Raw genomic sequence first — 23,210 nt, forward strand, 5'->3', positions numbered from 1 at the left:
GCGTCCCACGGGGGGACGCGGGGGCCGGCGCGTCCGGTCAGCCGATGGCCTCGCGCAGCCGGGCGGCGGTGCGGCCGGCGTCGTAGTCCGGCCCGACCCCCTGGACGATCAGCGTCGAACCCTCGATGTGCCGGGTGCGCAGGGGCAGGATCTCCTGGTACGCCGGGGAGGCGTACCAGGCGCGGGCGCTCTCCACGTCGGGGAACTCGACGATCACCACGGTGCCGGGCCACTCCCCCTCGATGACCTCGACCTCGGCCCCGTGCACCCGGAACCGTCCCTGGTACGGGTCCAACGTGGACTGGATCCGCTCGATGTACTCCAGCACGTCCTCATTGATCTGCGGGGTACGCAGGTGGGCGAGCGCGAAGGCGGGCACGGGTCCTCCCCTGTGGTCGGCCGGCCCGTCGCGTGCGGGCCGCTGGGGAAGAGTCTGCGCCGACCGCCGACGCGCGTCGATTACCTGCCGGGTAGGGGTCAGCCCCGTTCCAGCACCACCACCGGGATCTCCCGGTCGGTCTTGGTCTGGTACTCGTCGTACGCCGGCCAGGCGGCGATCATCGTCTGCCACATCCGGGGCTTCTCCTCCGGCCCGGCGGTACGGGCGCGGGCGGTGAACCTCTCCGCGCCCACCTGCACCTCGACCTCGGGGTGGGCGAGCAGGTTGAGATACCAGGCGGGGTGCTGCGGCGCGCCGCCCTGCGAGGCGACCACCAGGTAGTCGTCGCCGTCCCGGCCGTAGATCAGCGCGGTCCGGCGCAGCTTGCCGCTCTTGCGGCCCCGGGTGGTGAGCAGCAGCGTGAAGACGCCGGGACGCCACTCGTGCCCCTCGGCGCCGTCGGTCTCGACGTACCGGCGGATGTGGTCGGCCACCCAACCCTCGGGGCTGTCCAGCACCTGCTCGCTCGTCGACATCCGCCTACCTCCCGCGATCGTGGGGCACCGTCGCGCCCACGCTACTCCGGCGGGGTGTCGGCGACCGGGCGAACTGTCAGCGCAGCGCGGCCGCGGAGAGGTCGACGTTGCCGCAGCCGCCGAAGATCTCCTCGACCGTCCAGTTGACCAGCAGCTTCGCCCCCGGCTGGGCGCGGAACCGGATGACGAACCGGGCGGTGTGGGTGGTGTGCGGGTCCTCCAGTCGCAGGCTGCGGGTCGGCCCGCCGGTGGAGAGCCGGACGTCCAGCCGGCCGCGGGCCATCCAGACCCCGGTGAAGAGGTCGACCGTCCGGTCCTGCCCGCTGCCGGCGACCGAGAGGGCGAAGCCGTTGCCCACGCCGCAGACGTGCACGCCGGTGGCCGTCCCCTCGACCGTCTCGTCCGGGGTGCCGTCGTGCCAGCGGAAGAACTCGGGGTTGGTGTCGTAGCTGCCGCGCTCGCCCCGGCCGCCCTCGTCCCGGATCTCACCGGTGCCGCCCCGCTTGCGGACCACCTGGTCGGTGCCGCGCAGTCCCCAGTGCACCCAGTCCCGGCCGCCGAGCCCGGTCAGGTCGACCACCGCCGGCACGTCGGCGACGCCGACCTCGAGGGTCGCAGTGGCAGGCGTGGGGCTGGGGGTAGCCGACGGCGAGACGGGCGACGGGGTGGCGGTGGGCGAGGGTGTGCGCTCCCGGGGCCGCAGCCCCGGCGAGGCGAAACCCGCCTCGGTCGGCTGGCCCACCGCGGTCGGTGTCGACACCGGCGTGGGCAGGCCGGCCGGCAGCACGTCCGCGTCGGGCGGCGGGGCCTGCGGGCCGGACCCGACGTACGCCGCCAGCCCGACCAGGCAGCCCAGGGCGGCGGCCCCGCCCAGGGCCCAGCGCCGCCGCTGCCGCGAGCGGGCCACCCGGCGCGCCGCCCTGCGGCTCGGACCCGGCCCGATCCGCACGATCCCGTCGTCCGTCACGATGTCACTCCCCCGCTCTACGCCGGGACCGCGGGGGAGTCGGGGTCGCGGGCGTGAGCGGTTTCACGTTTCCATCGTGCGGCGGGATGCGCCATATGCGAGCGGGTGGGCGTTTCCAGTTCGTTACCAAGCGGTAGTGATGGAAGGTTTCCGTTCAGTTAGGTCAGCCGAGCTCGAAGCCGAGCGCCTGGGCCAGCACGACGGCCTGCTCGGCGTCGATCCGCGCGCCGGCCCGCTCCACCGTCGTCGGGTCCAGCGCGGTCAGGTCGCTGCCCCGCAGGTCGGCCCGGGTCAGCCGGACCGCGTGCAGCTGGGCCCCGGAGAGGTCGACCCGGGTCACCGTCGCGCCGGTCAGGTTCGCGCCGGTCAGGTCCGTCTCGCGCATCCGCACATCGGTGAAGCTCACTCGACGCAGGTCGGCGCCGGGCAGCGCGACGAAGGACCAGTCGCCGCCCTCGACCCGCAGGGGTCGCAACTCGCACTGGGCGAAGGTGCTGCCGACCAGCTTGCAGCCGGTGAACTCGGCCTCGAAGAAGTTGCACCGCTTGAACACGCAGCGGGTGAAGGCCGAGTCGACGTGCCGGGACGCGTTGAACCGCACCGTGCCGAAGGTGCACCCGGTGAAGGAGGCGCCCCGGCTGGTCGCCTCGGTGAGGTCCACGTCGTGGAAGACGCAGTTCACGAAGTGCCGGTCGACCAGCTCCTCCGCGTACCAGTCGTCGTGGCGGAACGTGACATCCTCGATGGTCTCCGGCATCGGCCCACACTATGTGCCTCCACCGACGGTGGCCGACCACCCTTCCGCCCTGGCATACCGGCTAGTAGGTTCGGCGGCGTGAGCGTGGCACGCAGCACCGACCCGGACCTGATCGGCTTCGACCCCGCCCGACTGGCGCGGATCGACGCACACTTCGGCCGTTACGTCGACGACGGACGGCTGGCCGGCTGGCAGGTGGTGGTCACCCGGCGCGGCGAGATCGCGCACTCCTCGACGTACGGGCTGCGCGACGTCGAGGCCGGCGCGCCGGTGGAACAGGACACGCTCTGGCGCATCTACTCGATGACCAAGCCGATCACCACCGTCGCGGCGATGATGCTCTGGGAGGAGGGCCGGTTCGAGCTGACCGACCCGATCAGCCGCTGGCTGCCGGAGTACGCCGACGTGCGGGTCTTCGACAAAGGCTCGGCCCTCAAGCCGTACACGGTGCCGGCGGTCGAGCCGATCCGGGTCTGGCACCTGCTCACCCACACCTCCGGCCTGACGTACGGCTTCGCGCAGACCTCGGTGGTCGACGCGCTCTACCGGGCCGCCGGCTACGACCTCGGCGTACCCCCGGGGTTGGACCTGGCGGGCGCCTCCGCCGGGCTGGCGAAGCTGCCGCTGCTGTTCCAGCCCGGCACCGGCTGGAGCTACGGCGTCTCCACCGACGTGCTGGGCCGGCTGGTCGAGGTGGTCTCCGGGCAGAGCCTCGACGAGTTCTTCACCGAGCGGATTTTCACCCCGCTGGGGATGATCGACACCCGCTGGTGGGTCGACGAGCCGGACGCCAAGCGGCTGGCCGCCCTCTACACCCCGCACCCGGCCACCGGCCAGGCGGTTCGCGCCGACCGGATCGGGGCCGCCGCGCTGGCCCGACCGGGCTGGTTCTCCGGCGGGGGTGGGCTGGTCTCCACGGCGGCCGACTACCACCTGTTCACCCAGCTGCTGCTGCGCGGCGGCGAGCTGGGCGGCGTCCGCCTGCTCTCCCCCCGCACGGTGCGCTTCATGACCCGCAACCACCTGCCCGGCGGCGGCGACCTGGCCTCGTTCCACCCGGAGGGGTTCGCCGAGACCGTGCTCGACGGCATCGGCTTCGGCCTGGGCTTCGCCGTCGTGCAGGACCCGGTGCCGGCCCGGGTGCCGAGCAGCGTCGGCGAGTTCTACTGGGGCGGCCTGGCTTCCACCGCCTTCTGGGTGGACCCGGTGGAGGAGGTCACCGCGCTGCTGTTCACCCAGCTCATGCCGTCGAGCACCTACCCGCTCCGCACCCAGCTGCGGCAGCTGGTCTACTCGGCCCTGATCGACTGAGCCGTTCCGGCGACGGGCGGCGCGGCCGGTCCATAGCCTGGACGGCATGAGCGAGGGCAGCGAGCGAATCGTCAGGCTCAGCGCGGTGGTGCCTGCTGGCGGCACGGAGCGCGGCGGAGTGCCGGCATGAGCAACGTGGTGGTGTACGGCGCCGGCGGCACCGCGGGCGCGCGGATCGTCGCCGAGGCGGCCGGTCGGGGGCACCGGGTCACCGCGGCGGTCCGCCGCCCGGAGTCGGTCACCTGGCTGCCCACCGGGGTGAAGGTGGTGACCGGGGACGCGACGTCGGCGCGGAGCGTACGGGAGCTGGCCTCGGACGCCGACGTGATCGTGGTGGCGATCGGCGGCGGCGACCGGGCGCTCTGGCGGAACGCGGCGGAGAACCTGGTGACGGTGCTGCGGGACCTGCCGAACCCACCCCGGATCATCCACGTGGGCGGCGGCGCCACCCTGCTGACGGCGAAGAACACCCGGTTCCTGGACGAGCCGGAGTTCCCCGACGAGTACCGGGACTCGGCGCTGGGCCAGGCCGACGCGCTGGCCCTCTACCGCTCCTCGGCCGACGGGGTGACCTGGACGTACCTCTCGCCGCCGCCGGTGGAGTTCCACCCGGGCGAGCGCACGGGCAGCTACCGCACGGGCACCGAGCACCCGGTCGCCGACGACCAGGGGCGCTCGGTGCTGACCTACGAGGACCTGGCCGTGGCGATCGTGGACGAGATCGAGGACCCGCGGTTCGAGAACATGCGCTTCACCGCGGCGTACTGAGGGTCAGTCCGCCAGCCGGGCCGGGAAGCCGCCGGTGGCGATCGGGCCCCAGCGCTCGACGGTGACCCGGATCAGCGACTTGCCCTGCCGGGTCATCGCTTTTCGGTACTCGTCCCAGTCGGGGTGCTCGCCGGAGATGCTGCGGAAATACTCCACCAGCGGCTCCAACGCCGCCGGCAGGTCGAGCACCTCGGCGGTGCCGTCGACCTGCACCCAGGGACCGTTCCAGTCGTCGGAGAGCACGCAGGCGGAGACCCGCGGATCGCGCCGGATGTTGGTCACCTTGGCCCGCTCCGGGTAGGTGGAGATCACCAGCCGGCCCGCCGCGTCGACGCCGCAGGAGACCGGTGAGGTCTGCGGGCGACCGTCGGCCCGGGTGGTGATGAGCAGGACCTTGTGCCGGGGCCGGATGAAGTCGATCAGGGCGTCCCGGTCGACCCGGGTGTTGCTCGCGATGCTGCGTGCCATGCCACGGTTCTACCAGGCCGTCGGGCCGCCGCCGGACGGCGGGCGGCGTCGGCGCTCACCGGGCCGACCGGCCCGCGACCCGGCCGGCGTCGGTCTGGGCGGGGACCCGGGGCCGGGCGGTCGGCCGCCAGGCGCGGCCGTTGGCGTAGATCACCCGGAAGCCGAGGTACGCCGCCAGCGGCGCCCAGTGCGCCGAGCCCATCCGCAGCTCGGCGGCGTTGTGCCGCTGGCCGTTGGCGAGCACGTCGAGCAGCACGGTTTCGAAGGCGGCCGATTCCACCCAGTCGACTTCGCGGGTGAAACCGCAGATCAGGGCCGCTCCGGTCACGTCGAGGAAGTGGCGCAGCGCGGCGTCCGGGGCGCGCAGCACCGAGCAGCTGCCGAAATAGAGCCGGCGGCCCTCACAGCGGCCGGCCATCCGTTCGGCCACGTCGGCGAGTTCCACCGAATCCCAGTCGGTGAGGCAGAGCCGGCTCGGTTCGCCGTGCATGGCGAAGAACCCGACGCGGTAGTCGGCGTACTGCTTGAGCAGCCAGCGGTCGAGGAAGTAGAAGAGCTCGTCACGGGTCGCGGCGTCCTTGTGGATGAACCGGATCCGACCGAGCCGTTCGAGGAGTTCCAGCGTGGGCAGCACCGAGCCGCGCTCGTTGAGATCCCGGTGCCACTGCCCCTCGACGCAGAAGACGCCACCACGCGCCACGTCCACCTCCCCCGTACCCGCGCCGACGTTACCGGTACGGGACGGCCGAGCGACACACCCCGGGACCCTGGCCTGCCCTTTGTCGCCATTTCACGAATTTGGTGCCCGGCTGCGCGGCGACGTTCTTCCCGTCACGGATGGGCGTTTCGCAATTCGCCCCAATTCACAGCCGATGCCCAGCTACCGCCGATCGCGAGGACAATTCTCTTTTATCGTCACCAACCCGTCCCGAAAGTGTCAGGGTGGAAACCGCGGGACGTCCCGGTCGATGTCCCGGTCTCCACCCCAATCGCTCTCCTATCGGGAGGACTTCTGTGCGCGTACACACCCTGAAACGGGCACTCGTCGCGTTCGCCCTGGCACTGCCCGGGGCCGCGATCGCCACGGTGGTCGCCGCACCAGCGGCCCACGCCGACGGCTGCTACACCTGGCAGCGCAACCTCTACCAGGGGCGCTCCGGGGCGGACGTCCGCCAGTTGCAGATCCGGGTCGCCGGCTGGGCCGGCTCCGGCGGGATCGTCCGGATCGACGGGGTCTACGGACCGGAGACCGCCGCCGCCGTACGCCGGTTCCAGGCCGCGTACGGGCTCAGCGGCGACGGCGTCGCCGGGCCGCAGACCTTCAACAAGCTCTACCAGCTCCAGGACAACGACTGCACGCCGGCGCACTTCAGCTACGGCGAGCTGGACGGCGGCTGCGGCCAGGGCGGGTGGAGCGGGGGCCCGCTCACGGCGAGCCAGACGAAGGCCAACGCGGTACGCACGATGTGGAAGCTGGAGGCGCTCCGGCGCGGGCTGGGCGACCGGCCGCTCTACGTCAACAGCGGCTTCCGCAGCTCGGCCTGCAACCGGCAGGTCGGCGGCGCGTCGAACAGCCAGCACCTCTACGGCACCGCCGCCGACGTGACCTCCCGGTCGCGGTCGCTGTGCCAGATCGCCAGCAGCGCGCGCAGCCACGGGTTCAGCGGCATCTACGGCCCGGGCTACCCCGGCCACGACACCCACGTGCACGTGGACTCCCGGCGGGAGAACAACTACGACGGCATTGCGAACCGGACCAGCTGGTCCGCCCCGGACTGCTGGTGACCTCCGGCGGGTGAACCGGGGCGCGTCGGCGCCGGCCCGGCCCGGGGAGGGGAATCCCGGGGCCGGGCCGGCGTCGCGCCGCCCCGGGCAACCGCCGCGTCGACGCCGGCCGGGTCGACGGCACCCGGGCGACGCCGGCGGTCGTACCTCCGCTCAGCTCGCCCGGGGCCAGCGCGGCGCGGTGGCGGGGGGCGCCACCGGCCGTCCGGGACCGCCGGGCCGGATGGCGGGCCGGATCCCCGGTGCGGCGACCCGGCCGGTCTGGCCGCGGGTCGGATAGACGGTGGGCCGGTCGGTCCGCGCCGGGGCCGCGGCGCTGGTGTACGTGAAGGGGAACGGCACGTGCACGAACGGGTTGCCGTGCCGGACCAGCGCGTCGATCTGGCGCTCGTTGAGCCCATGCGTCTCGAGCACCCGCCGGCCCCAGCGGTGCAGCCGGCACGGGTACGTCGCGCCGTCGTTGCGGCACAGCGGCCCGTTGGGCCACTCCTCGGCTGCGTGCACCACCACCGCCCGGACCGCGAGCCGGACGTCCTCGGGCGTCAATGGCGCCGGCACCGGCACCTCGCCAAGAATCTGATCGATGGGATCCGTCGACTGCTCACCAACTCGCACGGTAGGCCTCCCGCAGCTCGGCAGCGTCAGCGGCGGAATCGCCGCAGCGCATCCTCAAGCATTGGTACGGACCGTGACCGGCAGAAGTTCAATCCCGCCAGGCGGTGTACGGGCCGGGGCCGCCACCGGCGCCGCTCTCCTCCCGCCCGCTTCGCCGGGAGGAAACCGGTGCCGGACGGTAGCGTGAAGAGAAGAGTCCACTCGCCCGGGGAGCGTGCCGATGACCGAGCAGCAGCCGTACCGGGTGGTGGACCGGCACCCCGGTTTCGAGCTGCGCCGGTATCCGGCCCACCTGGTCGCCGAGCTGCGGGTCGCCGGGGACCTGGTCGGGGCGGGCAACGCGGCGTTCCGGCCGCTGGCCGCGTACATCTCCGGCGCCAACCGGTCCCGGCGTCGGGTGAACATGACCGCGCCAGTGGTCCAGGAACCGGCCCGGCCGGAGAAGATCGCGATGACCGCGCCGGTCGTGCAGGAGGAGGCCGATCAGATCGACAGCTGGCTGGTCCGCTTCGTGCTGCCCGCGGAGCTCACCGCGGCCACCGCGCCCGAGCCGGAGGACCCACGGATCACCGTTCGGGAGATCCCCGATCAGCTCGCCGCGGCGATGCGCTTCTCCGGCCGGTGGACCGAGAGGTCGTTCGGCGAGCGGGCCACCGCGCTGGGCCGGGCGGTCACCGCCGTCGGCCTGCAACCGACCGGCGCGATCCGCTACGCCCGCTTCGACCCACCGTGGAAGCCCTGGTTCCTGCGCCACAACGAGGTCGTGCTCCCGGTCGTCGAGTGACCGGCCGAGGAGAAGGGGTTCCTCGATGAGCGGAATGTTCCGCCGGAAACCTGTCGAGGCCATCGACGACGAGACCGAGGAGGGGCTGTCCCGCTCGCTGGGGCTGTGGCAGCTCACCGCGATCGGCGTAGGCGGCATCATCGGCGCCGGCATCTTCGCCCTGGCCGGGGCGGTGGCCAACGAGACGGCCGGGCCGGCCGTACTGGTGTCGTTCCTCATCGCCGGCCTGGCCAGCGCGGCCGCCGCACTGTCGTACGCCGAGTTCGCCGGCATGATCCCGAAGGCCGGCTCGGCCTACACCTACGGCTACGCGGTGCTCGGCGAGGCGGTGGGCTGGTTCATCGGCTGGGACCTGCTGCTGGAGTACACCGCGATCGTCGCGGTGGTGGCGATCGGTATCTCAGGCTACTTCGGCTTCCTCGTCGGCGAGCTCGGCGCGGAGCTGCCGGCCTGGATGCTCGGCGCCCCCAGCACCGGCGACGGGCACGTGGTCGACCTCTTCGCCGTGCTGCTCTGCCTGCTCATCGCGTTCCTGCTGACGCTGGGCATCAGGACCGCGGCCCGGTTCGAGACGTTCGTGGTCGGGCTGAAGGTGGCCGTGGTGCTGCTGGTCATCGTGGTCGGCTTCTTCCACGTGAAGACCGCGAACTACTCGCCGTTCTTCCCCTTCGGCATCAGCGGTGCGTTCACCGGCGCGGCCACCGTCTTCTTCGCCGTCTTCGGGTACGACGCGATGAGCACCGCCGCCGAGGAGTCGAAGGACGCCCGCCGGCACATGCCCAAGGCGATCATCTGGTCGCTGGTCATCTCGATGGTGCTGTACGTGCTGGCCACCCTGGTCCTCACCGGCATGCAGAACTACCGGGAGATCGACCCGGAGAGCGGCTTCTCCTCCGCGTTCGCCTCGGTGGGGCTTTCCGGGCTGGCCAGCGTGATCGCGGTCGGCGCGATCATCGGGATCCTGACGGTGATGTTCACCTTCATGCTCGGGGTGACCCGGGTCTGGTTCTCGATGAGCCGGGACGGGCTGCTGCCGGCCTGGTTCGCCAAGGTCCACCCGGTGCGGCGGGTGCCGACCCGGGTCACCTGGATCGTCGGGGTGGGCTCGGCGCTGATCGCCGGCTTCCTGCCGATCCGGCAGGCGGCGGAGCTGACCAACATCGGCATCCTGTTGGCCTTCGTGGTGGTCTGCATCGCGGTGATCGTGCTGCGCTACCGCCACCCCGAGACACCCCGCACGTTCCGGCTGCCCGGCATGCCGGTGGTGCCGGCGCTGGGCGCGGTCTTCTCGGTCTGGCTGATCACCTACCTCGACCGGGTGACCTGGCTGCGGTTCGCGGTCTGGTTCGTGATCGGCGCGGCGATCTACGCGCTCTACGGCTACCGGCGCTCGGCGCTGGCCGACCGCGGCGGGCGCCGGCCCTGAGGCGTACGGGCGGTGGGCCCGCGCCGACGTGCGGCGCGGGCCCACCCGGTGGTGGTACGACCTACTTCTTGTTGCCGGTGTTCGTCACCCGGAACGTGTAGTCCGCGTCCAGGTAGGTGAGGTCACCGGTCGGCAGGTTGGAGATCAGGACGGCGAAGTCGTTCTGGTTGCCGTTGGCACACTTCGTGTTGAAGCCGCTGCGGGTGAACTGGTCCCCGGTGAACCGGTAGACCCAGTTGCCCGCACCGTCGGTGGTCTCCCCCGCCGAGGTGGTGCCCGGCGTCAGGTCGCAGTGGGCCACGATCTGCACGGTCCAGTTGTTGTCCTGCACCCCGTCGGTGAGGAACCAGTCCCCGGCCGGGGAGGAGAGCGTCGCGGCGGCGCCGTTGACCCGGACGTCGTCCACGAACCAGCCGGTGTCCAGGTACGCGGCGTCGGTGGAGTACCGGAACCGCACGTCCGTCGTGTTGGCCGGCAGGACCGCGGTGAGGTGCACGTACTCCGGGTCGTCCACGAAGTACTCGCCGCCAGAGGTGCCGGTCAGGCCGTTGCCCTCGGTGTTGTTGCCGTGCGGGTCCTCGTTGGTCGTGACGACCTGTCCGGCGTCGTTGCGCAGCGGCACGGTGACCCAGTTGCCGCCGACCTGGGCCTCGACGAAGCCGTAGTCCCAGCCCTCCTCGATGAAGTTCCAGCTCCAGAAGTCCAGCGAGGTGACCGGGCCGGCGGTGTCGACGTTGAGGATGTTGTCGGACTGGCTCTCGTAGCCGGCGTACCAGTGGTCGGGGGCGCTGTGCGGGGCGATGACGGTCTGCGCGTCGCCGGCGAAGGTCAGCGCGACGGTCGGGCCGGGGTTGCGGAACCGCTCGACCGACATGCCGAACGGCACGGCGGTGGTGTCCGGCCGGTTCTTCAGCCGGGCCCACTTGGCGTCCGGGGTGGCGCCGTTGTAGCTGCCCCGGCCGCCCCAGAAGACGTCGTCGGCGATGTCGATGGTCCACGACGTGTCGGCCGGGTTGCCGAAGTCGAAGGCCTTGATGTCGTAGATCGGCGAGTCCTCGTCGTCCAGGTAGACCGCCACCGACCAGTCGCGGAACAGGTCCGCCGCGCTGCGCAGGTCCGGGCCGGGCAGCGCGTTGAAGTCGTCGATGGCGTTCTGCACGCCGGTCATGCCGTCGGCCTGCTCCTCGAAGATCATCTTGATCAGCAGGTCACCGGCCTTGCCGTCGTACTGCTTGTCCGGCGTGTAGGTGCCGTCGCCGTTGCCGCCGGCCTGCTCCCAGAGGTACTGGAAGTAGGTGAACGCGGCGCCGTAGTTGGCCAGGCTGCCGCCCCAGCGGGTCAGCGACGTCTCCTCGTAGAAGACCTGGTGATTGCTGAGGTGGGAGCCGCCGGCGTCCAGGCCGTTGAGGAAGATGGCAAAGTCGGCCAGCCCCTCGTCGACCCAGGAGAGCTCGCCGGGGTCGCTGTAGTTGTGCAGCAGGTGCTCCAGCTCGTGGGCGACCGTGCCCTCGTACAGCTCGGGGCGGTCGTTGGCCGGGTTGGCGTCGCGCCACGGCGACGTGTTCGGGCCGACCCGGTTGGCCCAGTCGAGGGCGTCGACCACGATCACGTTCATGCCGTTGGTCTCGATGAAGTCCGGCGCGAAGTACCCGGCGGTGTACGAGTTGACCGCGCAGTCGTAGTACGCGTCGTCCTGGATGTTGTAGAGCAGCATCACCAGCGAGTCGCTGGCCGGCTCGTCCGGGTCGGCGGCTTCCATCGGGCCGAAGTGTTCCTCGTCCACCGCGACGATCTGGCTCGCCAGCTTGTCGCCGACGTAGTTGATCTGCGCCTGGGTGAGCGTGAACTGCGCCGCCGTGGCGGTGGCGCACGGGGTGAACTCGTCGGCCGGGTTGTGGTCGAACTGCGGGTCGAGGCTGGCCACGCCGGCCGGCGCGGTGCCGTTGAGCGGGGTGCCGACCGGGACGTAGATGTAGACCGGGGTGCCGTCGGGGGTGGTGTTGGCGTACACCCGGGTGAAGTCCTGCTGGTAGGTGCCGCCGGCTGCGCTGTCGTTGATCGGCAGCGTGATGGTCGGTTCGCCGGGAAGGTTCTCGTGGTCGTTGGCGCTCGCCGGGGCCGAGGCCGTGAAGGCGAGCGCGGTCACGCTCGCCACCATGGCCGCGATCCGACTCGGTCGTCTCATTCGCACGCGGATGCCTCCTGAAGGAGGGCGGTGATCAGCTCCGGCCACCGCCGTCGGTGTAACACTCTCGCGCCCTGGACACTGCGGCCATAAAACCGCTGATCAGGGGAATGTTGCCTTCAGGCAACCACTTGCGACGGTGGATGCGAACCCCCTGCCGGGTCACAGCTTTGTCACGAACGCGAGACACAGTCCGTCCCGGACGGGGATCAGGACGGCACACCGCCGCGCTGCCACATGTCGGCCCACTTGAACTGCACCCGGCTCACCAGCGCGGAAACTTTCTCGTCGGCGAAGGGCCGGCGCAGGTAGCGCAGCTCCTCCGCCCCGGGCGACCGCTCCGGGTCCACCTCGACCAGGGCCAGCCGGTAGTCGCCGGCGTTCTGGCCGACCCGGATCTCCCGGTTGGTGACGAAGAAGTCCGCCGCGCCCGGCTCCCGCCCCTTCACCTCGATGTGCACCAGGTGCCCGTCCGGGCCGGTGGAGCGGATGTCGTAGCCCGGATTGTGGTGGGCCATCAGCTCCGGCTCCCGGCCCAGCGCGCGCTCCGCCCGCAGCACCGCCTCGACCGCCCGGCGCTCCGCCTCGGTGGTGTCCGGGACGGTCACCGTCCGGCCGAGGAGGCGGTCGACCAGCCCCTGCGGCAGCACCAGCGCCAGCGCCGCCACCGACGGCGGCCGGGTCTGGGTGTGCGCCTCGGCGGTCAGCTCGGCCAGCCGCCGCTCCCGGCGGCCGGTCAGCTCGCCGACCCGCTGCTCGGCGTGCCGGCGCTTCTCCCGGACGCTGGCGTCCGGGACGAGCTGCCCGGCGAGCCGGTCGGCCTCGGCGCGCCAGTGGGCGATCTCCCGGTCGAGCCGGTCGCGCACCTGCCCCCGGGTCCGCTCGACCAGCTCCCGGCGGCGGGCGCTGACCGAGGCGTACCAGTCGGGCAGGTGCTGGCCGGTGGCCCAGCGTTCGGCCACCTCGCGGGCGTCGGCCGGCCAGCCGTCGCCGCACACGTGCGCCACCACGCCCTGCTCGGCGGCCTCCGGGGCGGCGTAGTCGAGGAAGGGCGCCGCGCCGTCCCGGGACCGGCCGTCGGGCCAGAGCTCCAGGAAACCGAACCGCCGGGCCACCACCCGGTCGCGGCTGTCCACCACCTCCTCACCCACCGCGACCAGCAGCCGGTGCTCCTCGCCCCGGTCGAGCCGGTCGATCAGCACCGCGCCGCGCTCCAGCGCCGGGGCGTACCGGTCGAGGGTGTGGGCGACCACCGCGTCGAGCAGCGGGTGGCCGGGGGCGAGCAGCTCGGCGGTCGGCCTGCCGTCGAGCCGGGTGGCCGCCCGGTCGAAGCAGACCCGCTCGTAGCGCAGCGGGATCGGCGCGGTCCGGGTGCGCCGCTCGCGGACGGCCCGGGGCACGTCGGGGACGGCGTACCGGCCGGCCTCCCGGCTCGTCAGCCGCCCGCCGGCCCGGGCGAACGCGTCCCGGAAGAAGCCCTCCACGTAGTACGGCTGCAACCGGCGGGCCCGCGCCTCCTCCAGGTCCACCCGGGTACGCCGGGCGTCGGCGCCGCCCCGCAGGTCGGTGTGCAGGGCCCGCTCGTCGAGCAGCCGCGCAGCCGCCTCACCGACCCGCGCGTCGATCACCTGGCGCAGGTGGTCACGAATCTCGGGCCGATCGCCGTGCCGGACCGCGTCGAGCAGCAGCCGGTGCAGCGGCTCGCCCTCGAACGCCTCGCCGAGCACGTCGAAGACCTTCCCGCGCAGGGCGGCGTGCTGCTCCTCCAGCTTCGCCAGCAGCCGCTGGAACACCTCGCCCTCCCGGGTGTTCGCGGCGACCAGATTCCACAGGTGGCACATCTCCCGCTGGCCGATGCGGTGGATCCGGCCGAAGCGCTGCTCCAGCCGGTTCGGGTTCCACGGCAGGTCGTAGTTGACCATCAGATGGGCCTGCTGGAGGTTGAGCCCCTCCCCCGCCGCGTCGGTGGCGACCAGCACCAGGCAGTCCGGCTCGCCGGCGAACCGGGCCCGGACGGCCCGCCGGGCGTCCCGGCCCATCCCGCCGTGGATGGCCACCACCGCATCGGGGCGGCCCAGCAGCTCGCCGATGCGGTCGCAGAGGTAGCCCAGGGTGTCCCGGTGCTCGGTGAAGACGATGAGCTTGCGCGGCCCCTCGGGGGTGGCGATCTCCGGGGCCCCGCGCAGCAGCCCGGCCAGCTCGGTCCACTTCCGATCGGTGCCCGACTGCCGGACCCGCTCGGCGAGCGCCACCAGCTGATGCAGCACCCCGATCTCGTGCCGCAGCTCCTCGGCGGAGCGGGCGGCGGTGGCGGCGTCGACCACCTCCTCCTCCCGCTGCTCGCGCTCGGCGCTCGGGAAGTCGTCGTACGCCTCGTCGAGGTCGACCGGGCCGCCGGCGGCGCCGCCCAGCGCGGCCGGCCGGGTCTCGGCCTCGCGCAGCCGCTCGGCCAGCCGGGCGGCCCGGCGGCGCAGCGAGCGCAGGATCGCCTCGGGGCTGGACGCGAGCCGGCGTTGCAGCACGGTCAGCGCGAAGCCGACGGTGTTGCCCCGCGCCCCGCTGAGCGTGTCGGCCCGGTTGAACTCCTGCCGCACGTACGCGGTGACCGCCTCGTACAGTTCCGCCTCGGCGGCGGAGAGCTGGTACGGCACGGTGTACGCCCGCCGGGGCGGGAAGAGCGGCGTGCCGGAGAGGGTGAGCAGCTCCTCCTTGACCCGGCGCAGCATCAGCCCGTCGGCGCCGGTGTCGTGCTCGCCCTCCCGGTAGCGCCCCTCGAACCGGTCCGCGTCGAGCAGGTTGAGGAAGAGCTGGAAGTCGCGTTCCTTGCCGGCGTGCGGGGTGGCGGTCATCAGCAGCAGGTTGTCGGCGACCTCGCCGAGCCGCTCGCCGAGCTGGTAGCGGCGGGTCGCGGAGACCTCCCGGCCGTAGTAGTGCGCGGACATCCGGTGCGCCTCGTCGACCACCACCAGGTCCCAGCGGCTCTCGGCGAGGGCGGCCAGCCAGCGCTCGCTGCGGGCGAGCTGGTCCATCCGGGCGATCAGCAGCGGGTGGCCGGCGAAGAGGTTCTCGCCGCGCGGCACCGCCTGGGCCAGCTCGGTGGTGAGGAGCTGGAAGCGCAGGGCGAACTTGTCGTACAGCTCGTCCTGCCACTGCTCCACCAGGCCGCCGGGGGCCACGATCAGGCAGCGGGACAGGTCGCCGCGGAGCATCAGCTCCTTGGCGTAGAGGCCGGCCATCACGGTCTTGCCGGCGCCCGGGTCGTCGGCGAGCAGGAAACGCAGCGGCACCCGGTCCAGCAGGTGGCCGTAGACCGCCTCGATCTGGTGCGGCAGCGGCTCCAGATCGCTGCTGGTGACGGCGAGCATCGGGTCGATGTGCGCGGCGGCGCGCAGCCGCAGCGCCTCGGCGGCCAGCTTGAACTCCTCGGCGTCGGCGTCGAACGGGGTCCGCTCGGCGGCCACCAGGTCGAGGGCCGGCTCGTTGCCGCGCATCAGGATCTGCTCGCCGAGCTGCCCACCGGCGGTGCGGTAGACCACCCGGACGGTGTCCGCGCCGATCGCGGTGACCGCGATCAGCTCGGCCGGTCCATCGGGGACGATGCCCGTCACGGCGGCGCCGGCGGCGAGTTCTTCGAGCGGCAGCATCCGGACTTGCTATCACGCCGGCCGGGATCCGGCCGTCCCGGCGCCGCCGGCCGGGCTGTCGCGCGGGGGCGGCGACCGCTACCGTTCCCGGTCTGGGGAGGTGCCGTCGGTGTACGTCGTGTCGGTGATCAACTACAAGGGCGGGGTGGGCAAGACCACCGTGACCGCCAACCTCGGCGCCGAGCTGGCGAACCGGGGGATGAAGGTGCTGCTGATCGACCTCGATCCGCAGACCAGCCTGACGTTCAGCTTCTACGACCCGGACGACTGGCGCGAGCGGCTGCGCGACGACCGGACCGTGAAGCGCTGGTACGACGGCCTGCGCGGGGACGCCCCGGCGGTGCGCCTCGGCGAGCTGGTGGTCTCCCCCGGCCCGGTCAACGCGCACCTGAGCGGCCCGGGCCGGCTCGACCTGATCGCCTCCCACCTGCAACTGATCGACATCGACCTGGCACTGGCCCGCGGCGTGGCCAACGGCGACGAGTACGACGCGGAGCTGTTCCGGGTCCGCGGCTCGCTGGCCGAGGGGCTGCACGACGACGCGTTGGACAGCTACGACCTGGTGCTGATCGACTGCCCGCCCAACTTCAACGTGGTCACCCAGTCGGCGATCATCGCCAGCGACCACCTGGTCATCCCCGCGAAGGCCGACTACCTGTCCACCCTGGGCATCGACTACCTCTACGGCAACGTCCAGGAGCTGGTCGAGCAGTACAACGCCGACGCCCGGCGGTTCGCCACCAGCCGCCGGCACCACAAGGTCGCCCCGGACATCGCCGGGGTGGTGTTCACCATGATCCAGCTGATGTCGCAGCGGCCGATCAGCGCCCACCAGGGCTACATGGACAACGTCCGCGGGCTCGGCCTGCCGGTCTTCCCCACCGCGCTGCGGGAGAACGTCAGCCTCTACGCCAGCAACACCCCGCGCGGGGTGCCGGTGGTGCTGCGCGACCGGGTCACCGTGCCCGTGGTCCGCGACGAGCTGCGCCAGCTCACCACCGAGTTCCTCGACCTCCTCCAGCCGGAAAGGGCGGCGGCATGACCGACGCGAAGCTCACCCTCGCCGTACTGGCCCGGGTCGCCGAGTTCCTCCAGGAGCTGCCGGAGGCCGACGTCACCGACCTCGCCGAGGGCCGCGCCCGACTGGCGGTGGTCCCCTTCGGCGCGGACACGCCCCGGGTCCCCGCGGCCCGACCGGTCCCGGCGCGGGCCGCGACCGCCCGCCGGGCCGCCGCGCCGGCGATCGACCTGGACGCCGCCCGCGCGGCCCTGGCCACCATGGACAACCGCGACGAGGGTACGGCGTACCTGTCGCCGTGGGCCGCCAAGGACCTGAAGGCCCTCGCGGCGGCCCTGGAGATGCGCGGTGTGACGAGTCTGCGCAAGGCCGAGCTGGTGGACCGGATCGTCGACCGGACCATCGGCTTCCGGCTCAACTCCACCGCGATCCGCCGCCTCTGACCGGCATCCACCACGGCGGCCGGTACTGCCCGGCGCTTCCGAGTGCGGCCCCGGGTACCTAGGCTGACGGGACTGACGTCGACCGGCGAGGAGGCCCCCGTGCCCGACGTGCAGATCCCGACGGCTCGGGGGACGCTGCCCGCGTACCTGAGCGAACCGGACGGTGACCGGCCACGGCCCGGCGTGGTCGTCGTGCAGGACGTGTTCGGGTTGACGCCGGACATCCGCCGGCAGGCCGACTGGCTGGCGGCCGAGGGTTACCTGGCGGTGGCGCCGGACCTGTACTCCCGGGGCGGTCTGGCCCGGTGCGTGCCGGCGACCCTGCGGACGCTGATGAAGGGGCACGGCCCGGCCTTCGACGAGCTGCACGCGACCCGGGCCTGGCTCGCCGGGCGACCCGACTGCACCGGCCGGATCGGCGTGATCGGGTTCTGCATGGGCGGCAGCTTCGCGCTCCAGCTCGCGCCCACCGGCGGGTACGCCGCGTCGAGCGTCAACTACGGCCGGCTGCCGCGCGACGCCGAGCGGCTACTGGCCGGGGCGTGCCCGGTGGTGGGCAGCTTCGGCGCCCGCGACCGCAGCCTGCGCACGGCGCCGACGGTGCTGGCGGCGGCGCTGACCGCCAACGACGTCCCGCACGAGGTCACCGTCTATCCGGAGGCGGCGCACGGGTTCCTCAACGACCACCGGCCGGGCGAGCTGACCCGGCTGGGGCACGCGCTGGTGCGGGTGACCGGCGGGCCGCACGAGCCGTCCGCGACGGACGCCCGGCGGCGGATCGTCACCTTCTTCGACCGGTACCTGATTGGGGAGGCGGCGTGAACCGATACGTGGGGCTGCTGCGCGGGGTCAACGTCGGCACCACCCGGATCGCCATGGCCGACCTGCGCCGCCTGGTCGCCGATCTGGGCCACGACGACGTACGCACCTACCTCCAGTCCGGCAATGTGGTCTTCGGCAGCACCTCGGCCGACGCGGGCGCGCTGGCGAAGGGGATCGAGCGGGCGATCGCCGACGAGCTGGGGCTGACCGTGCCGGTGCTGGTGCGTACGGCCGACGAGCTGACCGCGGTGATCGACGCCAGCCCGTACGCCGGGCGGCAGGACGACCCGACGCGGCTGCTGGTCGCGTTCCTGGCGGAGCGGCCGGCGAAGTCGAAGGTGACCGCGCTGACCGTGCCGGGTGGGGAGAACGTGGAGTTCACCGTGGCCGGTCGGGAGGTCCACCTGCACTTCCCCGACGGCGGGTACGGCCGCTCGAAGTTCACCAACGCCTACCTGGAGAAGCAACTGGGCGTGGTGGCCACGACGCGGAACTGGAAGTCGGTGTGCGCGTTGCGGGACCTGGCCGCGGGCTGACCGGCTCCCGGGCGATCTTGCCTCCGGTGGGTGGCCGCCGATACGCTCCCGCGGCTGTCTCCACTGCGAAAGGACCGTCGTGACTGCTCCCGTCACCACCCAGAAGTCCTGGGTCGTCACCCTGGTGCTCTGCATCTTCCTCGGCACGCTCGGCGTGCACCGGTTCTACACCGGGAAGGTCGGCACCGGCATTCTCCAGCTGATCACCCTGGGCGGGCTCGGCATCTGGACGCTGATCGACTTCATCCTGATCCTGGTCGGCTCCTTCAAGGACAAGCAGGGCCAGCCGCTCGCCAAGTAAGGCGACGTCACGGGCGGGGCCGGGGTCGGACGACCCCGGCCCCGCCGTCGTGGCGTCAGAAGTGGTACGCCGTGCCGTACTCGGGCACCAGCACCCGGCTGCGCGGGGACACCCGGCGTACGGCGGCCACCAGGTTGTCCAGCCGCTCACGGTCGGCGGGCGCGACGGTCGGCGGGTTGACCAGCGGCGTCTCGAAGTTGTCCCAGTGCACCGGCACCACGACCCTCGGGTGGTCCAGCGCCGCCATCAGCCGGGGCACGTAGTCGGCGGTGGAGCCGGTCGCCGGCAGCGCCACCATCGCCACGTCCGGCGCCAGGCCGGTCAGGTTGCGCTCGGCGAAGTCGCTGGCCCCCATGAGGAACACCGACGGTCCGCCGTCCACCCGGACCTGGTAGGCCAGGGTGTCCCCCTCCGGCAGGTCGGCGATGGTGGCCGGCCGCTCCGGCGGGCTGACCCGCACCCCGGGGAAGGCGACCGAGTACGACGCGTTGCGGCTGTGCAGGGCCGCCACCACCTCGATGGTGTGGTCGCCGAACTCCAGCACCTCGCCGCCCCTGACCGGGCTGAGCTGGCCCGCCGGGACCCCGTACGCGAGGCCCAGGTGGTACGCGGTGAGCGTGCCGAAGACCCGCGCGCCGGTCCGCGCGGCGATGTGCGACACGTCGGCGAAGTGGTCCCAGTGGGTGTGGGTGACCAGGACGGTGGCGGCCCGGTCGGCGTACCGGTCGACCACGGCGGTGTCCACGGTCAACGGGGTGGCCGGGTCGAACGCCCCCCGGAACAGCCCGGTGTCGAAGCGGCTGAGGTACGGATCGACCAGCACGGTCCGCCCGCCGATGTCGATCCGCCAGCCGGAGGTGCCCCACCACCGGAAGCTGGCCACGCCCGGCCGGCGGGCGGCGGGCGCGGCGGCGCACACCGGCGCGGCCTGCGCCGGGGCGGCGGCGACGAGTCCGCCGGCGGTCACCGCGGCGGTGGCGGCGGCCGTGTCCCGCAGGAAGCGGCGGCGATCGAGCTGAGGTGCGGACATGGTGGATCCTCCCCGTCATGGGTGGTACCTGAACGGCCCCCAGCCCACCACCGCGCACCGCCGGGCGTCCAAGATCAGACGGGTCGACGGGCGATATCGGTCCGGATATCAGGCCAGCTCAACGGCGCCGTCCGGCGGGCGGGACGGGCAGAAATTCACCGGGCCCGCAGGGCCTCCACCGCGGTCCGGGCGGCCTCACCCATGGCCAGGTCGACGTCGATGCGCCGGGTGGAGAGCCGCCGGGAGCGCGCGAAGACCGCCATCGCGTACCGCCCGCCGTCGGGGTACTCGGCCACCCCGGCCTCCAGGTGCAGCCCGGGCAGCGTGCCGCTCTTCGCGGCCACCCGCACGCCCGGCGGGAAGCCGGAGGCCAGCCGGGTCCAGGAGAGCTGCCGGGACATCAGCTCCCGGACGGTGGCGCAGGCGGTGGCCGGGCCGGCCTCGTCCCGCCAGATCAACCCGAGCAGTCGGGTGATCTCCCGGGCGGTGCTGGAGGTGGTCGCCCCCGGGTCGAGCACCCGCATGGCCCGGACCCGCTCGTCGGACAGGGTGGGGAAGATCCGCGCGAACTCGGCCTCGGTGGGGGCGCCCGCGTCGGCGAGCATCGTCTCGACCAGCTGCCGAGGTCCGCCCACGATCCGGGTGCGCGGTAGTTCCAGCTCGGCGGCGAGCATCGGCAGCACGTCCGCGCCCACCCGGCGCAGCAGCACGTCGGCCGCGGTGTTGTCGCTCACCGACATGCTGAGGTAGGCCAGGTCACGCAGGGAGATCTCCACGTCGTCGGCGCAGCCGGCCACCCCCCAGCCACCGAGCCGGTCGCCTGCGGTCACCAGGACCCGCTCGGCCGGGTCGAGCTGGCCGTCTGCGACCTGCCGGGCGAACTCCAACACCAGGAAGATCTTGAACACCGACGCGATCACCGTCTGGCGGTCGGCCGTGACCGCGACTTCCCGGCCGTCGCCACCGTCCACGGGTACGACGTGCAGGCTCCCGGTGACGCCGGCCCGTTGGAAGATCTCCGCGATCCGCTCCTGTGCTGCCACCCCGGCACGGTAACCGGCGGCTGCCGTAGGGTCCGGGCGTGGACCTGCTCCGCCACCTGCGGCACTTCGTGGTGGTCGCCCGCGAGCTGCACTTCGGCCGGGCGGCCGAGGCGCTGGGCATGGCACAGCCGCCGCTGAGCCAGTCGATCCGGCGACTGGAGCGGGAGCTGGCCGTGGAGCTGTTCGACCGCTCGCGCCGCCAGGTCCGGCTGACCACCGCCGGTCAGCTGCTGCTCGGCGCGGCCGACGAGCTGCTCGCCGCCGAGCGGCGGGCGCGGCATCTGATGCGCCAGGCCCGCGAGGGGGCGCTGGGGGTGTTCCGGGCCGGGGTGCCGCCGGAGACCCCGGCGGTGATCCTGCGCGCCCTGCTGGACCGGCTCGCCGCCACCGCGCCCGGCCTGGATGTGGACCTGCACGAGCTGACCAGCGCCGAGCAGGTGCGGATGCTCGCCGAGGGGCGGCTCGACGTGGGGCTGCTGCACCATCCGGCGCCGGAGTCCGGGCTGCGGTTCGGGCCGCCGGTGGCCGTACCCGTGGGGGTGCTGCTGCCGCGCGCGTCGCCGCTGGCCCGGCCGCGCGAGGTGGCGCTGGCCGACCTGTCCGGGCTGGACCTGGTGGCCGCGCCCCGCTCCACCGCCCCGGGCTGGTACGACCATGTCCTCAGGACCTGCGGCCGGTACGGGTTCACCCCCGGTCGGGTCCGACCCGCCCGTAATCCGGAGTTCATCTTCGGTCTGCTGCTCGCCGGCGGCGCGGTGGCCTTGGAGCCGGCGGCGCTGGCCCGACGGGAACCCCGGATCGGCTGGCGACCGATCGCCGGGCAGCCCCTGCTACGGCGGACCGCGGCGGCCTGGCCGGACCGCTCGCCGCATCCGGCCGCGCCGATGTTCGCACAGCTCGCGGCGGAGGTGCTGGCCACCGACGAGCCGGCTCCCCCGGCGGCGGTCCTGCCGGCGGCCCGGCCGTGGCCGGTGCTGTTCGAGGCCGGTGCCACGTCGTCGGACCCCGGAAATTTACGCTCGTGATCTCCCGCTGGCCACCATCGCCCCGTTAACATCGGCGACCATGAATCAACAGAGCATCCGCCGTCCGCGACCCGGCCGGCTGAGCGCGGCGTTCGCGGTCGCCGTCACGCTGATGGCCTCGGTGGCGATCGCCGCGACCTCCGCGTCGGCGGCGACCACGCTGACCGTGGCGCAGGCCCTCGCCGCCCAGGACGGCCGGACGGCCACCGTCACCGGCTACGTCATCGGCCAGCCGACCGCGTCGACCACCGTGATCACCAGCAACTTCACCGCCGACACCGCGATCGCCATCGCCGACAGCGCGGCCGAGACCGGCACCGCTCGGATGCTCTACGTCCAGGTCACCACTGCCTACCGGAGCAGCTTCGGGCTGCTCACCAACCCCTCGCTGCGCGGCAGGCAGGTCACCGCGACCGGGACACTGACCGCGTACTTCAGCCACGGCGGCCTGAAGGACCCCACCGCGATGAGCCTCGGCGGCACGTCCCCGTCGCCCTCGCCGAGCCCGACCGCCACCGCGACCACCGGCCCGTACGACTCGACGTACTACGCCTCCGCGGTCGGCAGGACCGGCACCGCGCTGCGCGGCTCACTGCACACGATCATCCGGAGCCAGACGAAGCTCTCCTACGACCAGGTCTGGGAGGCGCTCAAGGACACCGACCAGGACCCGGCCAACGCCAACAACGTCATCCTGCTCTACACCGGGCGCTCGCAGAGCAAGACCAGCAACGGCGGGGGCGTGGACGACTGGAACCGGGAGCACGTCTGGGCCAAGTCGCACGGCGACTTCGGCACCACCACCGGCCCGGGCACCGACGTGCACCACCTGCGCCCGGAGGACGTCTCGGTCAACTCGCTGCGCGGCAACAAGGACTTCGACGCCGGTGGCAGCGCGGTCACCGAGGCGCCCGGCTGCTACACCGACGCCGACTCGTTCGAGCCGCGCAACGCGGTCAAGGGCGACGTGGCCCGCATGATCATGTACATGGCGGTCCGGTACGAGGGCGACGACGGCTGGCCCGACCTGGAGATGAACAACTCCGTCAGCAACGGCACCGCGCCCTACCTGGGCCGCCAGTCGGTGCTGCTGTCCTGGAACAAGCTGGACCCGCCGGACGCCTTCGAGCAGCGCCGCAACCAGCGCATCTACGAGCGCTGGCAGGGCAACCGCAACCCGTTCGTCGACCACCCGGAGTGGGCCACCGCCATCTGGGGCTGACGACCCGGGTCGCCGGCGCGGGCCGCCCGCGCCAGCGACCCGCGGTTGTCCCATATCACCCCGTCGTGCCGTGACGGTGGCACCCGAGCGGGTAGGACAGGAGGGTGACAGGCGCCCGGCACGGGCCGTGGGAACGCTTCCGGCG

The 23,210-nt window shown here is 72.8% G+C and carries 23 protein-coding genes; 12 read left to right on the forward strand and 11 right to left on the reverse strand.

The window, feature by feature from the left end; translation table 11 throughout:
- Positions 1-37 precede the first annotated feature (37 nt).
- The 4 genes from V6U81_RS11830 to V6U81_RS11845 all read right to left on the reverse strand — a co-directional run bounded on the left by V6U81_RS11830 (position 38) and on the right by V6U81_RS11845 (position 2,639).
- Positions 38-379, reverse strand: coding sequence for a DUF1330 domain-containing protein (locus tag V6U81_RS11830; protein ID WP_334487971.1), 342 nt, complete (start codon positions 377-379; stop codon positions 38-40).
- Positions 380-477: 98 nt separating this feature from the next.
- Entirely contained in the window at positions 478-915 is a 438-nt protein-coding gene (locus V6U81_RS11835; RefSeq protein WP_334487973.1) for a nitroreductase family deazaflavin-dependent oxidoreductase, read from the reverse strand.
- A 76-nt stretch (positions 916-991) separates the two neighbouring features.
- A complete protein-coding gene (locus V6U81_RS11840) occupies positions 992-1,882 on the reverse strand; it encodes a hypothetical protein (protein ID WP_334487975.1) in 891 nt (296 codons plus the stop codon).
- Between the two features lie 163 nt (positions 1,883-2,045).
- On the reverse strand, positions 2,046-2,639 hold the full coding sequence (locus tag V6U81_RS11845) for a pentapeptide repeat-containing protein (protein WP_334487978.1): 594 nt from the start codon (positions 2,637-2,639) through the stop codon (positions 2,046-2,048).
- Positions 2,640-2,717: 78 nt separating this feature from the next.
- Here V6U81_RS11845 and V6U81_RS11850 point away from each other — a divergent pair, with 78 nt between their 5' ends.
- Positions 2,718-3,950 carry a serine hydrolase domain-containing protein gene (locus tag V6U81_RS11850; protein WP_334487980.1) on the forward strand — a complete coding sequence of 411 codons (1,233 nt, stop codon included), beginning with the start codon at positions 2,718-2,720 and terminating at the stop codon, positions 3,948-3,950.
- A 126-nt stretch (positions 3,951-4,076) separates the two neighbouring features.
- The gene (locus V6U81_RS11855; RefSeq protein WP_334487982.1) at positions 4,077-4,718 is read left to right on the forward strand and encodes an NAD(P)-dependent oxidoreductase; all 642 of its coding nucleotides are present in this window, start codon (positions 4,077-4,079) and stop codon (positions 4,716-4,718) included.
- A 3-nt stretch (positions 4,719-4,721) separates the two neighbouring features.
- On the opposite strand, the gene V6U81_RS11860 is transcribed toward V6U81_RS11855, so the two are convergent.
- Complete coding sequence (locus V6U81_RS11860; RefSeq protein WP_334487986.1) at positions 4,722-5,186, reverse strand: PPOX class F420-dependent oxidoreductase; 465 nt, start codon at positions 5,184-5,186, stop codon at positions 4,722-4,724.
- A 55-nt stretch (positions 5,187-5,241) separates the two neighbouring features.
- Complete coding sequence (locus tag V6U81_RS11865; protein WP_334487988.1) at positions 5,242-5,886, reverse strand: DUF6642 family protein; 645 nt, start codon at positions 5,884-5,886, stop codon at positions 5,242-5,244.
- A gap of 314 nt (positions 5,887-6,200) precedes the next feature.
- On the opposite strand from V6U81_RS11865, the gene V6U81_RS11870 reads away from it, so the two are divergent.
- On the forward strand, positions 6,201-6,971 hold the full coding sequence (locus tag V6U81_RS11870; protein WP_334487990.1) for a D-Ala-D-Ala carboxypeptidase family metallohydrolase: 771 nt from the start codon (positions 6,201-6,203) through the stop codon (positions 6,969-6,971).
- A 153-nt stretch (positions 6,972-7,124) separates the two neighbouring features.
- Here the strand turns inward: V6U81_RS11870 and V6U81_RS11875 are convergent, their stop codons facing one another.
- Positions 7,125-7,529, reverse strand: coding sequence for a hypothetical protein (locus V6U81_RS11875; protein WP_334487992.1), 405 nt, complete (start codon positions 7,527-7,529; stop codon positions 7,125-7,127).
- 277 nt (positions 7,530-7,806) lie between these two features.
- Here V6U81_RS11875 and V6U81_RS11880 point away from each other — a divergent pair, with 277 nt between their 5' ends.
- Both V6U81_RS11880 and V6U81_RS11885 read left to right on the forward strand, forming a co-directional pair.
- Complete coding sequence (locus V6U81_RS11880) at positions 7,807-8,370, forward strand: SOUL family heme-binding protein (protein ID WP_334487994.1); 564 nt, start codon at positions 7,807-7,809, stop codon at positions 8,368-8,370.
- Between the two features lie 25 nt (positions 8,371-8,395).
- Entirely contained in the window at positions 8,396-9,796 is a 1,401-nt protein-coding gene (locus V6U81_RS11885) for an amino acid permease (protein ID WP_334487996.1), read from the forward strand.
- Positions 9,797-9,857: 61 nt separating this feature from the next.
- On the opposite strand, the gene V6U81_RS11890 is transcribed toward V6U81_RS11885, so the two are convergent.
- Together V6U81_RS11890 and V6U81_RS11895 are read right to left on the reverse strand one after the other, a co-directional pair.
- Positions 9,858-11,981 carry a hypothetical protein gene (locus V6U81_RS11890; protein ID WP_334487998.1) on the reverse strand — a complete coding sequence of 708 codons (2,124 nt, stop codon included), beginning with the start codon at positions 11,979-11,981 and terminating at the stop codon, positions 9,858-9,860.
- A gap of 209 nt (positions 11,982-12,190) precedes the next feature.
- Entirely contained in the window at positions 12,191-15,625 is a 3,435-nt protein-coding gene (locus V6U81_RS11895) for a helicase-related protein (protein ID WP_334488000.1), read from the reverse strand.
- A 109-nt stretch (positions 15,626-15,734) separates the two neighbouring features.
- Here V6U81_RS11895 and V6U81_RS11900 point away from each other — a divergent pair, with 109 nt between their 5' ends.
- The 5 genes from V6U81_RS11900 (at position 15,735) to V6U81_RS11920 (ending at position 18,745) form a co-directional block, all read left to right on the forward strand.
- Entirely contained in the window at positions 15,735-16,667 is a 933-nt protein-coding gene (locus tag V6U81_RS11900) for a ParA family protein (RefSeq protein WP_334488002.1), read from the forward strand.
- Positions 16,664-17,086 carry a hypothetical protein gene (locus V6U81_RS11905; protein WP_334488004.1) on the forward strand — a complete coding sequence of 141 codons (423 nt, stop codon included), beginning with the start codon at positions 16,664-16,666 and terminating at the stop codon, positions 17,084-17,086. The genes V6U81_RS11900 and V6U81_RS11905 overlap by 4 nt, the downstream gene beginning before the upstream one ends.
- A gap of 99 nt (positions 17,087-17,185) precedes the next feature.
- Positions 17,186-17,908 (forward strand): dienelactone hydrolase family protein, encoded by a 723-nt coding sequence (locus V6U81_RS11910; RefSeq protein WP_334488006.1) that lies wholly within the window; start codon positions 17,186-17,188, stop codon positions 17,906-17,908.
- A complete protein-coding gene (locus V6U81_RS11915; RefSeq protein WP_334488009.1) occupies positions 17,905-18,444 on the forward strand; it encodes a DUF1697 domain-containing protein in 540 nt (179 codons plus the stop codon). Before V6U81_RS11910 ends, V6U81_RS11915 begins: the two co-directional genes overlap by 4 nt.
- A gap of 79 nt (positions 18,445-18,523) precedes the next feature.
- Positions 18,524-18,745, forward strand: coding sequence for a TM2 domain-containing protein (locus tag V6U81_RS11920; protein WP_334488012.1), 222 nt, complete (start codon positions 18,524-18,526; stop codon positions 18,743-18,745).
- 55 nt (positions 18,746-18,800) lie between these two features.
- Here V6U81_RS11920 and V6U81_RS11925 read toward each other — a convergent pair whose 3' ends face one another.
- A complete protein-coding gene (locus V6U81_RS11925) occupies positions 18,801-19,775 on the reverse strand; it encodes an MBL fold metallo-hydrolase (RefSeq protein ID WP_334488015.1) in 975 nt (324 codons plus the stop codon).
- Between the two features lie 155 nt (positions 19,776-19,930).
- On the reverse strand, positions 19,931-20,818 hold the full coding sequence (locus V6U81_RS11930) for a serine hydrolase (RefSeq protein ID WP_334488018.1): 888 nt from the start codon (positions 20,816-20,818) through the stop codon (positions 19,931-19,933).
- Positions 20,819-20,856: 38 nt separating this feature from the next.
- Between V6U81_RS11930 and V6U81_RS11935 the strand changes: the two genes are divergently transcribed.
- Together V6U81_RS11935 and V6U81_RS11940 are read left to right on the forward strand one after the other, a co-directional pair.
- Positions 20,857-21,843, forward strand: coding sequence for a LysR family transcriptional regulator (locus tag V6U81_RS11935; RefSeq protein ID WP_334488021.1), 987 nt, complete (start codon positions 20,857-20,859; stop codon positions 21,841-21,843).
- A gap of 40 nt (positions 21,844-21,883) precedes the next feature.
- Positions 21,884-23,065 (forward strand): endonuclease, encoded by a 1,182-nt coding sequence (locus V6U81_RS11940; protein ID WP_334488025.1) that lies wholly within the window; start codon positions 21,884-21,886, stop codon positions 23,063-23,065.
- The last annotated feature ends 145 nt before the right edge of the window (positions 23,066-23,210 follow it).

It is taken from the genome of Micromonospora lacuserhaii (assembly GCF_036902735.1).
Classification (GTDB): Bacteria; Actinomycetota; Actinomycetes; order Mycobacteriales; family Micromonosporaceae; genus Micromonospora.

Coding starts and splice junctions, on each gene's coding strand:
- V6U81_RS11835 (WP_334487973.1), bottom strand. CDS start 915: ATGTCGACGAGCGAGCAGGTGCTGGACAGCCCCGAGGGTTGGGTGGCC.
- V6U81_RS11860 (WP_334487986.1), bottom strand. CDS start 5,186: ATGGCACGCAGCATCGCGAGCAACACCCGGGTCGACCGGGACGCCCTG.
- V6U81_RS11905 (WP_334488004.1), top strand. CDS start 16,664: ATGACCGACGCGAAGCTCACCCTCGCCGTACTGGCCCGGGTCGCCGAG.
- V6U81_RS11940 (WP_334488025.1), top strand. CDS start 21,884: ATGAATCAACAGAGCATCCGCCGTCCGCGACCCGGCCGGCTGAGCGCG.
- V6U81_RS11855 (WP_334487982.1), top strand. CDS start 4,077: ATGAGCAACGTGGTGGTGTACGGCGCCGGCGGCACCGCGGGCGCGCGG.
- V6U81_RS11880 (WP_334487994.1), top strand. CDS start 7,807: ATGACCGAGCAGCAGCCGTACCGGGTGGTGGACCGGCACCCCGGTTTC.
- V6U81_RS11885 (WP_334487996.1), top strand. CDS start 8,396: ATGAGCGGAATGTTCCGCCGGAAACCTGTCGAGGCCATCGACGACGAG.
- V6U81_RS11890 (WP_334487998.1), bottom strand. CDS start 11,981: ATGAGACGACCGAGTCGGATCGCGGCCATGGTGGCGAGCGTGACCGCG.
- V6U81_RS11925 (WP_334488015.1), bottom strand. CDS start 19,775: ATGTCCGCACCTCAGCTCGATCGCCGCCGCTTCCTGCGGGACACGGCC.
- V6U81_RS11895 (WP_334488000.1), bottom strand. CDS start 15,625: ATGCTGCCGCTCGAAGAACTCGCCGCCGGCGCCGCCGTGACGGGCATC.
- V6U81_RS11845 (WP_334487978.1), bottom strand. CDS start 2,639: ATGCCGGAGACCATCGAGGATGTCACGTTCCGCCACGACGACTGGTAC.